Source organism: Thauera sp. SWB20, assembly GCF_000831325.1.
Taxonomy (GTDB): Bacteria; Pseudomonadota; Gammaproteobacteria; order Burkholderiales; family Rhodocyclaceae; genus Thauera; species Thauera aminoaromatica.
The window spans coordinates 81932-95652 of the sequence record NZ_JTDM01000017.1; the positions used below are offsets into that span (position 1 = coordinate 81932).

10 protein-coding genes are annotated in these 13721 nt (G+C 69.6%); all 10 read right to left on the reverse strand.

The window, feature by feature from the left end:
• Nucleotides 1–813 (reverse strand): septum site-determining protein MinD, encoded by an 813-nt coding sequence (minD, locus tag PO78_RS09285; RefSeq protein ID WP_004324902.1) that lies wholly within the window; start codon nucleotides 811–813, stop codon nucleotides 1–3.
• Nucleotides 814–844: 31 nt separating this feature from the next.
• Nucleotides 845–1621: a septum site-determining protein MinC gene (minC, locus tag PO78_RS09290; RefSeq protein ID WP_043743388.1), complete on the reverse strand. Its 777-nt coding sequence runs from the start codon at nucleotides 1619–1621 to the stop codon at nucleotides 845–847.
• A gap of 96 nt (nucleotides 1622–1717) precedes the next feature.
• Complete coding sequence (gene hslO, locus PO78_RS09295) at nucleotides 1718–2581, reverse strand: Hsp33 family molecular chaperone HslO (RefSeq protein ID WP_004318246.1); 864 nt, start codon at nucleotides 2579–2581, stop codon at nucleotides 1718–1720.
• Entirely contained in the window at nucleotides 2578–2970 is a 393-nt protein-coding gene (locus PO78_RS09300) for an arsenate reductase (protein ID WP_043743389.1), read from the reverse strand. Before PO78_RS09300 ends, hslO begins: the two co-directional genes overlap by 4 nt.
• A 10-nt stretch (nucleotides 2971–2980) precedes the next feature.
• Complete coding sequence (locus PO78_RS09305) at nucleotides 2981–5368, reverse strand: Tex family protein (protein ID WP_004318243.1); 2388 nt, start codon at nucleotides 5366–5368, stop codon at nucleotides 2981–2983.
• Nucleotides 5369–5591: 223 nt separating this feature from the next.
• Nucleotides 5592–6440: a D-hexose-6-phosphate mutarotase gene (locus PO78_RS09310; RefSeq protein ID WP_004318241.1), complete on the reverse strand. Its 849-nt coding sequence runs from the start codon at nucleotides 6438–6440 to the stop codon at nucleotides 5592–5594.
• A 3-nt stretch (nucleotides 6441–6443) separates the two neighbouring features.
• Nucleotides 6444–9131: a bifunctional acetate--CoA ligase family protein/GNAT family N-acetyltransferase gene (locus PO78_RS09315; RefSeq protein ID WP_004318240.1), complete on the reverse strand. Its 2688-nt coding sequence runs from the start codon at nucleotides 9129–9131 to the stop codon at nucleotides 6444–6446.
• 198 nt (nucleotides 9132–9329) lie between these two features.
• Nucleotides 9330–10790 carry a sensor histidine kinase gene (locus tag PO78_RS09320; RefSeq protein WP_231570664.1) on the reverse strand — a complete coding sequence of 487 codons (1461 nt, stop codon included), beginning with the start codon at nucleotides 10788–10790 and terminating at the stop codon, nucleotides 9330–9332.
• A gap of 185 nt (nucleotides 10791–10975) precedes the next feature.
• Nucleotides 10976–12436, reverse strand: a complete 1461-nt coding sequence (gene glgA / locus PO78_RS09325) for a glycogen synthase GlgA (protein WP_004318236.1) — start codon at nucleotides 12434–12436, stop codon at nucleotides 10976–10978.
• 16 nt (nucleotides 12437–12452) lie between these two features.
• Entirely contained in the window at nucleotides 12453–13721 is a 1269-nt protein-coding gene (gene glgC, locus PO78_RS09330; protein WP_004318234.1) for a glucose-1-phosphate adenylyltransferase, read from the reverse strand.

A 13721-nucleotide genomic window follows, 5' to 3' on the forward strand; every position in this document is an offset into this window, starting at 1 on the left:
TCACTTGCCTCCGAACAGGCGCTTGATCAGGCCGGGCTTTTCGTAATTGACGTAGCGCAGCGGCAGGTCTTCGCCGAGGAAGCGGCCGACGACGTCGGCGTAGGCTTCGGCGACGTCGGTACCCTTGAGGTGGATCGCGGGCGTGCCCTGGTTCGAGGCGTGCAGCACGGACTCCGACTCGGGGATCACGCCGATCAGCGGCACGCGCAGCAGCTCCTGCACGTCCTTGTACGACAGCATCTCGCCGTCCTCGACGCGCTTGGGCGAGTAGCGGGTGATGAGCAGGTGCTCCTTGACCGGCTCGCCGCCCTCGCGCGCACGCTTGGACTTGCTCTGCAGGATACCGAGGATACGGTCGGAGTCGCGCACCGAGGAGACCTCGGGGTTGGTGGTCACGATGGCCTCGTCGGCGAACGTCAGCGCCATCACCGCGCCGCGCTCGATGCCGGCCGGGGAGTCGCACACCACGTACTCGAAGCCCATGTGCTCGAGCTCCTGCAGCACCTTCTCGACGCCTTCCTCGGTGAGCGCGTCCTTGTCGCGCGTCTGCGAGGCCGGGAGGATGAACAGGTTGTCGCAGTGCTTGTCCTTGATCAGGGCCTGGTTCAGGCGGGCCTCGCCATTGACCACATTGACCAGGTCGTACACGACGCGACGCTCGCAGCCCATGATGAGGTCGAGGTTGCGCAGGCCGACATCGAAGTCGATGACGGCGGTCTTGAAGCCGCGCAGGGCGAGTCCGGAGGCGAATGCCGCACTGGTGGTGGTCTTGCCGACGCCGCCCTTGCCCGAAGTTACTACGATGACTCTCACGGTTTCCCCTTGTGGATGCGGTATGGCTGGCTCAGTCGAGCTTCAGCGCTTCGAGGTTGAGTGTATGGTCGGTGCCGTTCAGCCGCACCAAGGTGGGCTTGCCGGCAAAGGCTTCGGGAATGCCGCGCTCGAAGGTGCGGTACACGCCGGCGATCGATACGAGTTCGGGGCCGAAGTTGCTGGCCACGATGCGCGCCGCCTGATTGCCCTGAGCGCCCGCGATCGCGCGTCCGCGCAGGGGGCCGTAGCAGTGGATGCTGCCATCGGCGATGACTTCGGCGCCGGGGCTCACGCCACCGAGCAGGACGAGATCGGTGCCGCGCGCATAGATCTGCTGGCCGGAGCGCAGCGGGCGTTCGACGAACATGGTCGGGGTGGCCGCAGCGGCGACCGGGGGCGGCAGCGGGGGCGGCGCAGCCGCGGGCGCGGCCTCCGCGGGAGCAGCGTGGCGCGCGGGGGCCTCGGCGGGCGGGCGGGCGGCGAGCTGCGCCGGATCGACCAGTGCGAGCCCGGCGCGCCGGGCGCCCTCGTGGTGTTCCGCCGCCAGGCGCATCACACCGATCGGCTGCAGTCGGTAGCGCCGCAGCAGCGACTGCAGGCCCGACCAATCGATACGCTCGGGCAGTTGCGCCACCCCGCCGAAATCGAGGATGAGCAGTTCGCCGCTGAAGAAGTCGGGCATGCCGCCGAGCATCTTGTGCAGCGAATCGGCAAGCGTGCTCGGTTCCGCCGCCTGCAGGACGGCGATGGTGGCGCCCAGGGTCGTGTTGTGGAACTCGATCGATCTTGCGGGCGCGCTGGCGGACATGTGCTGAACGGTCTTCAAAATCGAGCGAGTGTACTTAGGCGAACACGTTCGGGCAAGGCCGGCGGCGCAAGCCGGCCGGCCTTGCCGGCTTCCGGCTCAATGCAGGGTGGGCGGGCGGAAGAGCGCGTCCACGTCGCTGCGATCGAAACGGTAGGTGTGGTTGGACAGATCGTCATGCACCACCACCTCGCCATGCTGGTCCAGGACCGTGCGTACTTCGTCCTCGCCGAGTGCGCGCAACATCTCGGCGATCTTGTCCGGATCGGCCGGCCATTCGTGGGTGACCGGACGCGCGTCGAAGAGGCGGATGTCCTCCTCGGCGAACAGGCGGCGCAGGATCTGCTCGGCGTCGAGGCCGAGCAGCTCGTCCTCGCGCACGGTGTGGGCCAGCTGCTGGACGCGCGACCAACCGTCGATGTCCTTGAGGTCGGCACCGGGGAGCTTCTGCACGAACAGGGCCACCGCCGCCTGCGCGCTGCACGCCAGCCACAGCCTGGCGGGCTGCTGCTCGGACTGGACGAGATAGTGCTCGAAGACCTCGGCGATGCTGTCGCCTTCCAGCGGCACCAGGCTCTGGTAGGGCTGATCGAGGCCTTCGATGTCGAGGGAGAGTTGCAGGCGCCCGTCGCCGACGAGCTCGACCAGCGTGCCCGCGGCGGGCGTGCCCTCGGCCTTGGCGTAACCGCGCAGGTTCAGGGTCTCGGCGCAGTCGATCACCAGCAGGCTGACGGGGCCGTGGCCGGTGATCTGGAAGGTCAGCCGGCCGGGCTGCTTGAGGTTGCCGGCGATCACGGTGGAGACTGCGCTCATCTCGCCGAGCAGTCGCGCCACCGCGGGCGCATAGCCGCGCCCGTCCTGCATGGCTTCCCAGACGTCGGTGAGGCGCACGACCGCGCCGCGGATGTCGAGGTCCTCGAGCAGGAAACGTTGCACATAGCTGGTGGGGAGGGGCGTCTTCATCTTGGAGTGTCCGGTGTTCCTGCTGGCGGTTGGGCTCGGCCCCGGTTGTGGCGCTCGAAGGCCTCGGTATCCAGGCCGACGACGAGTCCGCCGTCGGCGAACTCGACCACCGGGCGACGGATCAGGCTGGGCTGGGCCTGCATCAGCGCGATCGCGGCGGCCGTGTCGGCGATCGCCTGCTGCTCGGGCGGGAGCCTGCGCCAGGTGGTGCCGCGCTTGTTGACGAGCGCTTCCCACCCGAGCTTCTCGCACCAGCGCGCGAGTGTGGCGGCGTCGACGCCGGCCTTCTTGTAATCGTGGAGTTGGTAGGCGACACCCGCGCCGTCGAACCAGGCGAAGGTCTTCTTCATGGTGTCGCAGTTCCTGATGCCGTGGATCGTCGTCGGCATGACGGCCTCCTCAGCGATTGCCGCGGGCGCGGGCGAATGCTTCGGCGAGTGCGTTGGCAGCGGCGGGGCGGGAAGCCTCCTGGCGCGCGCCACCCTTGCCCTGCGCGGGCGGGCGCCGGTTGTCACCGCCGCGCGGGCGCTGCTCGCTACGCGGGGCCTGACCGCCTTCCCCGCGCCGCGGCGCACCCTCGTCGCGCCGGGCGCCGGACTCGCCGCGCTTCGCAGTCACCTCGTCGCCCAGGCGCATGGTGAGCGCGATGCGGTGGCGCGGGATGTCCACCTCCAGCACCTTCACCTTCACCACCTGACCCGCCTTGACCACGCTGTGCGGGTCCTTGACGAAGGTGTTGGACAGCGCGGAGATATGCACCAGGCCGTCCTGATGCACGCCGATGTCGACGAAGGCGCCGAAGTTGGTGACGTTGGTGACCACCCCTTCGAGCAGCATGCCGGGCTCGAGGTCCTTCAAGGTCTCCACGCCCTCGCGGAAGGTCGCGGTGCGGAACTCGGGGCGCGGGTCGCGGCCGGGCTTTTCCAGTTCGGCGAGGATGTCCTGCACGGTGGGCAGCCCGAAGCGCTCGTCGGTGAACTCCTCCGGTTTCAGGCTCTTGAGGAAGCCGCCGTTGCCCATCAGTTCGCGCACGCTCTTCCGCACGCGCGCGAGGATGCGCTCGACCACCGGGTAGGCCTCGGGGTGCACCGAGGAGGCGTCGAGCGGGTTGTCGCCGCTGGGGATGCGCAGGAAGCCCGCGGCCTGCTCGAAGGTCTTGGGGCCGAGGCGGGGCACGTCCTTCAATGCGCTGCGGCTGCGGAAGGGGCCCCGGGTATTGCGATACTCGACGATGTTGCCGGCGAGCGTGGCGTTCAGACCCGAGATGCGTGCGAGCAGCGGTGCAGACGCGGTGTTCACATCCACGCCGACCGCGTTCACGCAGTCTTCCACCACGGCGTCCAGGCTCTTCGCCAGGCGGCCCTGGTTGACGTCGTGCTGGTACTGGCCGACGCCGATCGACTTGGGATCGATCTTGACCAGCTCGGCGAGCGGATCCTGCAGGCGGCGGGCGATCGAAACCGCGCCGCGCAGGCTGACGTCGAGCTCGGGGAACTCGCGTGCGGCGAGTTCGGACGCGGAATACACCGAGGCGCCGGCCTCCGAGACGACGATCTTGGTCAGCTGCAGCTCCGGGTAGCGCTTCATCAGCTCGGCCACCAGCGCGTCGGTCTCGCGCGAGGCGGTGCCATTGCCGATGGCGATCAGCTCGACCGCATGCTTCTTCGCCAGCGCGGCGATGGTGGCGATCGACGATTCGCGGTCGCGGCGCGGCTCGAAGGGATACACGGTGGCGGTGTCGACCAGCTTGCCGGTGGCATCCACCACCGCGACCTTCACTCCGGTGCGGATTCCGGGGTCGAGGCCGATGGTGGCGCGCGTGCCGGCGGGGGCGGCGAGCAGCAGGTCGTGGAGGTTGCGCGCGAAGACGCGGATCGCCTCTTCCTCGGCGCGCTCGCGCAGCTCGCTCATCAGCTCGAGTTCGAGGTGGATGGAGATCTTCACGCTCCACGCCCAGCGCGCGGTCTCGGCGAGCCAGCGGTCGCCCGGGCGGCCCTGGCTGCGGATGCCGAAGCGCACGGCGATGCGGCCTTCGCAAGGATGCGGGGCGTCGGGGTCGGGGCGCTCGACGTCGAGTGCCAGGCGCAGCACGCCTTCGTTGCGCCCGCGCAGCAGCGCCAGCGCACGGTGCGAGGGCATGGTGGCGATCGGTTCGGCGAAGTCGAACCAGTCGCGGAACTTGGCGCCTTCGTTCTCCTTGCCCTCGATCACGCTCGAGCGCACCCGGCCATGTTCGTGCAGGTAGCTGCGCAGCTCGCCGAGCAGGGTGGCGTCCTCGGCGAAGTGCTCCATCAGGATCTGGCGCGCGCCGTCGAGCACCGCCTTGGTGTCGGCAAAACCGGCCTCGGCGTTGATGTACTTTTCGGCTTCGACTTCGGGCGTCAGGGTCGGGTCGGCGAGCAATGTCTCGGCCAGCGGGCCGATGCCGGCCTCGCGCGCGATCTGTGCCTTGGTGCGGCGCTTGGGCTTGTAGGGAAGGTAGAGGTCCTCGAGGCGCTGCTTGGTGTCGGCGTCCTCGACCTCGGCACGCAGCTCGGCGGTGAGCTTGCCCTGCTCCTCGATCGAGGCCAGCACGGTGGCGCGGCGGTCTTCGAGCTCGCGCAGGTAGCCCAGGCGTTCCTCCAGCGTGCGCAACTGCGTGTCGTCCAGGCCACCGGTGACTTCCTTGCGGTAGCGGGCGATGAAGGGCACGGTGGCGCCATCGTCGATGAGCTGGACGGCGGCGATGACCTGGCGCGGCGAGACGCCGAGCTCTTCGGCGATGCGGTATTCGATCGGGGGGAGCATGGGGAAGAGGCGGTGAAGCGCAGAAGATAAGGCCCGGATAGTGCAACAGGCGGCGCGGGGAGAGCAACCCGCGGACCGGTGTGGCGGCCGCTGCGGGGCGAAGCGAGTCGTGAGCGGGCGATCCGGCGACGGCGGCGCGGACTCCGGGCGCCGTGAGTGCGACTCGCGTCGCTCCGGCAGAAGGCAGCGAGGCTGCGGCGGCTCGTGCGTGCGCGACGCAGGCTCAGAGGGCGACCAGGGTCTGCCGCCCCCACCACGATTCGCCGGGCTGCACGCGTACCGGCTGGCGGGCGGCGGCGGCCTCGATGCAGAGCATGCGGCGGAAGCCGTCGTCCGGCAGGTCCGCGATCGCGGCGCTGCGCTCGATCCAGGGGTTCCACACCACCACGTCGGGGAAACCGTCGGCATTGACGCCCAGGCTGCGGTGGTATTCGCGCAGCAGCAGCGGGCGGTTTACCTCGTGATAGACGCGGTCGGTCTCGGACTCGATCACCAGGGCGTCCCCGCTATCGCGCTGGATGCGGTCGGCGTCGGTCTTGTCGCGATAGGAGAAGCCGTGCAGGCCTTCGATGCGCGATTCCTCGACCTCGCGTACCGCGAGGTAGGTGTGCAGCGCGGCGGTGAACTCGAAGGCCTCGTCGCCGGTGTTGGTGATCTCGAGTTCGAGGTCGAGCCGGCTGTCCTCGATCAGGATCGACAGTTCGGCCGAAAACGCGTACGGCCACAGCGCGCGGGTGGCTTCGTCGTCGGCGAGCGTCAGCCCCGCGAGGGCGAAGTCCTTGCCGCTGCGCTCGGTCGTGAGCGACCACCGCCGGTTGCGCGCGAAGCCGTGCGCGGGCAGGGGGCCCAGGTCGGCGAACTGCGGGAAGCACACCGGGATGCCGCCACGGACCGCGCTGTGCCCGTCGAACACTGCCTTCGGGCTCAGGTACAGGCGCTCCTCGCCACCCGGCGGCGCCCACGACAGCACCTGCGCGCCGTGCAGCGCCACCACCGCGCGTGCACCCGAAGCGGTGGCCAGGCGCAGCGCTGGCTGGCCGTGGAACTCGATGGGCTCGATCGTCGCGGGCATCGCTCAGTCCTGCAGCGCCAGAATGCCCAGCTTGACCGAGCTGTCTTCCGGGTCGTTGCTGAGCACGAAGCCGAGCTTCTGCACGAACTTGAGCATGCGCTCGTTGTTGGCGAGGAAGACGCCGTTCATGTACTGGATGCCACGGCTGCGCGCGGTCTCGATCAGTACGCCCATGAGCTTGCGGGCGAGGCCGCGGTGCTGCCAGTCGTCGGCCACCACGACCGCGAACTCGCAGGACTCGCCGTCGGGGTTCACCGCGTAGCGGCACACACCGATCTCGTTCTCTACGCCGTCGGCCTCGAGGGTGGCGACGAAGGCCATCTCGCGGTCGTAGTCGATCTGGGTGAGGCGGGCGACCATCGCGGGCGGCAGCTCGCGCATGGTGTTCATGAAGCGGTAGTACTTGGTCTCGGCCGACAGGCGGCGCACGAAGTCGACCTCGAGCTCGGCGTCCTCCGGCTTGATCGGACGGATCGTCACCGTGGTGCCGTCGGGCACGGTCCAGGTGCTGATCAGGTGCGACGGATACGGGTGGATCGCGACGTGGTCGTAGCGGTCCGCCGTCGGAGACACGTTTTCCACGCTGATGTTCGCGTCGACCGCGACCACGCCGTTCTCGTCCACGATCAGCGGGTTGATCTCCATCGCGGTGATCCACGGCAGCTCGCAGACCATCTCGGAGATGCGCAACAGCACCAGCTCGAGCGCGTTCATGTCCACCGCCGGCATGTTGCGGAACTCGCCGAGGCGGGTGGAGATGCGGGTCGAGCGGATCATGTCCTTGACGAGGAAGCTGTTGAGCGGCGGCAGGGCCACCGCGACGTCGCGGTTCTCCTCGACCAGGTTGCCGCCCTCGCCGAAGGTGATCGCGGGGCCGAACACCGGGTCGCGGCGCACGCTCACCACCAGCTCGCGGCCGTTGCGCTTCTGGATCATCGGCTCGATCGCGATGCCGTTGATCACCGCCTCGGGCTGCACGCGCTTGACCTCGTCGAGGATCTCCTGATAGGTCGAGCGCACCGCGGCGAGGCTGCGGATGTTCAGGCGCACGCCGCCCACCTCGGACTTGTGCACGATGTTCGGCGAGTCGATCTTCATCACCACCGGCAGGCCGATCTCGGCCGAGAGCACCATCGCCTCGGCGGCACTGCGCGCGACCACGGTCTGCGCGATCGGAATGCGGAAGGCCGCGAGCAGCGCCTTCGACTCCATCTCGTTGAGCTTCTTGCGGCGCTCGGACAGGGCCATCTCGATCACCAGGCGCGCGCTCTCGATCGAGGGCGGCGGCAGGTGCGACAGCGAGGACGGCGTCTGCATCAGCAGCTTCTGGTTCTGGTAGTAGGCCGAGATGTGGCTGAAGAGCTCGACCGCCGGCTCCGGCGTGCGGAAGTGCGGGATGCCCGCGGCGCTGAACTTGGCGCGCGCCTCGGCGACGAGTTCCTCGCCCATCCAGCACACCAGCACCGGCTTGTCGGCGGTCTTCTCGAGCTCGATCACGACGTCGGCGACGCCGCTCGGGTCGGTCACCGCCTGCGGGGTCAGCATCACCAGCACGCCGTCGACGTTGGGGCCTTCGAGCACCGCCTTGAGCGCCGCGCGATAACGTTCCGGGCCGGCGTCGCCGAGGATGTCCACCGGGTTGCCGTGCGACCAGCCGCTGGGCAGGCAGGCGTTGAGCTTCTCGACCGTGCTCTCGGCGAACTCCGCGAGCGGGATGCCGATGTCGGCCGCGCGGTCGGCCGCCATGACGCCCGGGCCGCCGCCGTTGGTGATGATCGCGAGGCGGTTGCCGCGCGGGCGGAAGTGCGAGAACAGCGCGTTGGCCGCGGCGAAGAGCTGGCCCATGTTGTACAGGCGGATCACGCCGGCGCGACGCAGCGCGGCGTCGAACACCGCGTCCTCGCCCATCGGCGCGCCGCTGTGCGACAGGATCGCGCGCGAGGCGCCGGGGTGGCGGCCGGCCTTGACCAGCAGCACCGGCTTGACGCGCGCGGCGCCGCGCAGCGCGCTCATGAAGCGGCGGGCGTCGCGGATGCCTTCGACGTAGAGGAAGATGCTCTCGGTGCGCGGGTCCGAGATCATGTATTCGAGCACCTCGCCGAAGTCGATGTCGGACGAGGAGCCCAGGGACACCACGGTCGAGAAGCCGACGTTGTTCGGTTTGGCCCAGTCGAGGATGGCCGCGCACAGCGCGCCCGACTGCGAGATCAGGCCGATGCTGCCCTTGAGTGCGCTGGCGTGCGCGAAGGTGGCGTTGACGCCGAGCTGCGGCCGCATGACGCCCAGACAATTGGGGCCGAGCAGGCGGATGCGGTGGCGGTGCGCGGCTTCGACCACCTGGCGCTCGAGCAGCGCGCCGCGCGCGCCCGATTCGGAGAAGCCGCCCGACAGCAGGATCACCGCCTTCACCCCGGCGCGGCCGCAGGCCTCCATCAGCGCCGGGGTCTTCTCGGCGCGGATTGCCATCACCACCAGGTCCAGGCGCTGCGGCACGTCTTCCACCGACTTGTAGCAGGCGACCCCGTGCACCTTCTCGTGCTTCGGGTTGATCGCGAACAGCTTGCCCTTGTAGCCGGCCTCGAGCATGTTGCGCATGAGCACGCTGCCGAGGGAGGCCTCGCGTTCGCTGGCGCCGATGATGCCGACGGAGCGCGGCTCGAGGAGCGGGGTCAGATAGTGCTTTTCTTTCATGGTGGCCACCTGAGGTCCGAGTGGTGTGCTGCAATGGTTTGGCGGGCGCAGGGCGCGCGCGGAATGGAATTCATTGTACTGCAGTGCACAACGGGCAGTTGAGACCTTTGTCTCTGCCGCCTGCGATTCGTGCCGCGGCCGACCGACCGCCGCTGTCCGGAGTGGGCGTTCCCGTTTCGGAGCGCGGCGTCGTCACCCTCAATGCCCCAGCATGAAGCAGAAGCGCGCGCCCTTGCCCGGTTCCGCGCTGGCCCACACCCGGCCCTCATGGCGGGCGACGATGCGTTGTACGGTGGCGAGCCCGATCCCGGTGCCGGGGAACTCGTGCTGCGCGTGCAGGCGCTGGAAGGGCTGGAAGAGCTTGCCCGCGTAGTTCATCTCGAATCCGGCGCCGTTGTCCTCGACGTGGAACACCGTGCGCTCGCCGTCGCGTTCCGCGCCGAAGACGATACGCGGATGTTCGCACTGGCTTGTGAACTTCCATGCATTGCGCAGCAGGTTGTCGAGCAGCACGTGCATCAGCACCGGGTCGGCGACCACCGTCATGTCGCTGGTGATCTCGACCGCGACCACGCGCCCGGGCGACTCCGCCTGCAGGTCGCGGATCACCGCTTCGGCAATGCGCGACAGGTCGACCGGCCTCCTGCGCAACGGTTGCCGGGAGACGCTGGCGAGGTCGATCAGCGCATCGATCAGGATCGCCATGCGCTCGGCGCCGGCGCGGATGCGCACGAGCTGCTCGCGTTGGCGTTCGTCGAGCCGCGGCCCGGCCTCCTCGACGAGGATGCGCGCGAAGCCGTCGATGGCGCGCAGCGGCGCACGCAGGTCGTGCGAGACCGAATATGAGAAGGCCTCGAGCTCGCGCACCGCGGTCTCGAGTTCGGCGGTGCGCGAGCGCACCCGCGACTCGAGCTCCTGATTCAGGTTGCGCAGGCTGAACTCGGCGATCTTGCGCGCCGAGATGTCGTCGATGGTGCCGGCGATCCCGCTTTCCTGCCCGCTGCCGTCGCGCAAGGCACGGCAGTCGATCGCCACCCAGCGGATCTCGCCGGAGAGCGTGCGCAGCCGCAACTCGTCGGTCCATTCCTGGCCGTCTCCGCACAGCAGGGCGCGGATTGCGTCGCGTGCGCGCAAGCGGTCGTCTGGATGGAGGAAATCGGTCAGCGCATGCTGGCGCGTGGCGTCCAGATCGAAACCGGAGAGATCCTTCCAGGCGTCGTTGAGAAAAACCAGGCGGCCAAGCTCGTCGGTGCGGAAGAGCACCTCGCTGAGCGAATCGACCACCTCGCGATAGGATTCGGTCGCGACCACCCCGATCGCCGCGCCTGCGCCCGCGGGCGCGGACGGAGCGGCGTGCGCGGCGGGGAGGAGGGCGTGGGGGAGCGCGCTCGCCGGCGCGCAATCGTCGGCGTCTGCAGGCGTGCCTGCCCACTCCCGCCTCGAAGCCGCGCCGCCGCTCGCCGGGGCGTCGTCGTGAAGCGGGCCGTCCGCAGCGCAGCCCTCTGCCGCACCGGCGAGGGTGCGTCGGCGCAGGCTGCGGCGGCCGAGCAGATAACCCAGCCCGCCGCCGAGCAGAACCAGACCGCCATTCCAGGCCAGCCCGCCGGCATCGATCCCCGCGGCCTGCGCCGAGCCCGCGCCGAGGGCGAGCGCCGCCACGAGCACATGCCCGGCACGAGGCGGTGGGTGCGGTCTGGACGCGTCGATGGGGCTCACCTGGTCAGTGGCGGCGGTCCCGCATGCCGCATGGTTTCCGTGGCGGTCGGACTCGTCCTGTATAGCACAGAAGCTGCCCGCGGCGGGCCGTGTGCGAAGCGGGTGCGGCGACGGGCGCCGGCGCGGCCTCATGCAGGCGTGAGACCACGATAAAGGGCGAGATATTCCCGCGCGGCACGCGCCCAGCCGAAGTCCTTCGCCATGCCGCGGGCGCGCACGCGTCTCCATTCGGTGGGACGGCGGTGGACGGCATTCACCCGCAGCAGCGTGCGTTCGAGCGCAGCGGCGGAGAACTCCTCGAAGACGAAGCCGGTGGCGTCGGTGTCGAGCGTCTCCAGGCGGGTGTCGGCTACCGTGTCGGCGAGGCCGCCGACGCGCCGCACCAGAGGCAGGGTGCCGTACTTGAGGCCGTAGAGCTGGGTCAGGCCGCAGGGTTCGTAGTGCGAGGGCACCAGGATCACGTCGCTGCCGGCGATCAGGCGGTGGGCGAAGGCTTCGTCGTAGCCGATGCGCACCGCCACCGATTCAGGCGCGGCTGCCGCCGCGTCACGGAAGGCGGCCTCCAGCCCGGCGTCGCCGCTGCCGAGCAGGGCGAGCTGGCCGCCGCCCGCCAGCAGCGCGTGCAGGGCCTGCAGCACCAGGTGCAGGCCCTTCTGCTCGGTGAGCCGGCTCACCACGCAGTACAACGGGCCCTCGGCCTTGCCCGCCAGCCCGAGTTCGCGGCGCAGCGCGCTGCGGCAGCGCGCCTTGCCGGCCATGTAGTCCGCGGTGTAGCGCGCGGGCAGCAGGGTATCCGTGGCCGGATCCCACACCGCCGCATCGACCCCGTTGAGGATGCCCGAGAGCTCGTGCGCGCGGGCGCGCAGGAGGCCGTCCAGCCCGCAGCCCTGTTCCGGCCCCTGGATCTCGCGCGCATAGCTCGGGCTCACCGTGGTGACGCGCCCGGCGTAGTACAGCCCGGCCTTCATGAAGTTGAGGTGCCCGTGGAACTCCACGCCGTGGATCGAGAAGAAATGCGCGGGCAGCCCGAGCGCGTCGAAGCAGGCGCGCGGGAACATGCCCTGATAGGCGAGGTTATGTACCGTGAACACGCAGCCCGGCACGCTCCGCCCGCGCGCTGCCGCGACCTGCAACCATGCCGGCACGAGGCCGGCGTGCCAGTCGTGCGCGTGCACCACGCCGGGTTGCCAGGACGTGTCGAGCCCTTGGGCGAGCTCGGCTGCGGTCCACCCGAGCAGGGCGAAGCGCAGGTGGTTGTCGGCGTAGGGCTGCTGTGCGGCGTCGGCGTAGGGACCACCCGTGCGCAAGTACCAGCCCGGGGCGTCGATCACGTAGGCCTCCCCGCCGATCGCGGGCAGGTGTCCGCGCAGGAGCCGCGCCGGGTTGTTCCCCATCCCGCCCGGCGCTTGCAGGCGGGCGATCTCGACCGGCGACTCCAGCCCGGCGAGGATGGCGTCGAAGCCGGGCAGCAGCACCCGGACGTCCGCGCCGAGCGCGCCCAGGGCGGGCGGCAGCGCCCCGGCGACGTCGGCCAGCCCGCCGGTTTTCAGCAGTGGGAAGATCTCGGCACACACCTGAAGGATCCGCATCGTCTGGTCTCCGCGCTCACAGTCGGTCGAGCATTTCGCGCGTCACCAGCACCACGCCGCCCTCGGTGCGGTGGAAGCGGCGCGCATCCGCCTCGGCGTCCTCGCCGATCACCGTGCGCTCGGGGATCACGCAGTGGCGATCGATGACGACCTTCTTCAGGCGGCAGTGGCGGTTGATCTGCACGTCGGGCAGCACCACCGCCTGCTCGATCGTGCTGTAGGAGCGCACCAGCACGTTGGAGAACAGCACCGACTCGCGCACGACCGATCCGGAGACGATGCAGCCGCCCGAGACCAGCGCGTTGAGCGCCTCGCCGCGGCGACCGTCGAGATCGTGCACGAACTTGGCCGGCGGTAGTTGCTCCTGGTAGGTCCAGATCGGCCAGTCCTTGTCGTACATGTTGAGCGCCGGCGTGGTCGAGGCGAGGTCGAGGTTGGCCGCCCAGTAGGCGTCCACCGTGCCGACGTCGCGCCAGTAGGGGCCGGAGAAGGGCGGGGTGGCGATCGCCGACAGCGTGAAGGGGTGGGCGAGCGCCTGGTTTTCCGCCACCGCGCGCGGAATCAGGTCCTTGCCGAAGTCGTGGCTGGAGTCCGGATTCTTCGCGTCGTCCTCGAGCAGGCGGTAGAGGTAGTTGGCCGAGAATATGTAGATGCCCATGCTGGCGAGCGACAGCCCGGGATTGCCCGGCAGCGCTGGCGGGTCGGCGGGCTTCTCGACGAAGGCGGTGATGTGGCGCCGTGCATCGATCGCCATCACGCCGAAGGCCTTGGCCTCCTCGCGCGGCACCTCGATGCAGCCCACGGTGACACCGCGCCCGCTCGCGGCGTGGTCCTCGAGCATGATCGAGTAGTCCATCTTGTACACATGGTCGCCGGCGAGCACGACGATGTAGTCGGGCGGCGTGGAGTTGCGGATGATGTCGAGGTTCTGGAATACCGCGTCGGCGGTGCCCTGGTACCACTGCTCCTCGTCGATGCGCTGCTGCGCCGGCAGCAGGTCGACGAATTCGCCCATCTCGTTGCGCAGGAAGCTCCAGCCGCGCTGCAGGTGGCGCAGCAGCGAGTGCGACTTGTATTGCGTGATCACGCCGATGCGGCGCAGGCCCGAGTTCATGCAATTCGACAGCGCGAAGTCGATGATGCGGAACTTGCCGCCGAAGTGCACCGCCGGCTTGGCGCGCACGTTGGTGAGATCGCGCAGGCGCGAGCCGCGCCCGCCGGCGAGCACGAGGGCGAGGGTGCGGCGCGTGAGGATCCGTCGTCGGTTGGCGGCTTCGGCAGGCAT

Bases quoted from the DNA above. Each gene is read 5' to 3' on its own strand.
- minC (WP_043743388.1), bottom strand. From the start codon at position 1,621: ATGTCCGCCAGCGCGCCCGCAAGATCGATCGAGTTCCACAACACGACC.
- hslO (WP_004318246.1), bottom strand. From the start codon at position 2,581: ATGAAGACGCCCCTCCCCACCAGCTATGTGCAACGTTTCCTGCTCGAG.
- PO78_RS09300 (WP_043743389.1), bottom strand. From the start codon at position 2,970: ATGCCGACGACGATCCACGGCATCAGGAACTGCGACACCATGAAGAAG.
- PO78_RS09305 (WP_004318243.1), bottom strand. From the start codon at position 5,368: ATGCTCCCCCCGATCGAATACCGCATCGCCGAAGAGCTCGGCGTCTCG.
- PO78_RS09310 (WP_004318241.1), bottom strand. From the start codon at position 6,440: ATGCCCGCGACGATCGAGCCCATCGAGTTCCACGGCCAGCCAGCGCTG.
- PO78_RS09315 (WP_004318240.1), bottom strand. From the start codon at position 9,131: ATGAAAGAAAAGCACTATCTGACCCCGCTCCTCGAGCCGCGCTCCGTC.
- glgA (WP_004318236.1), bottom strand. From the start codon at position 12,436: ATGCGGATCCTTCAGGTGTGTGCCGAGATCTTCCCACTGCTGAAAACC.
- glgC (WP_004318234.1), bottom strand. From the start codon at position 13,721: ATGCCTGCCGAAGCCGCCAACCGACGACGGATCCTCACGCGCCGCACC.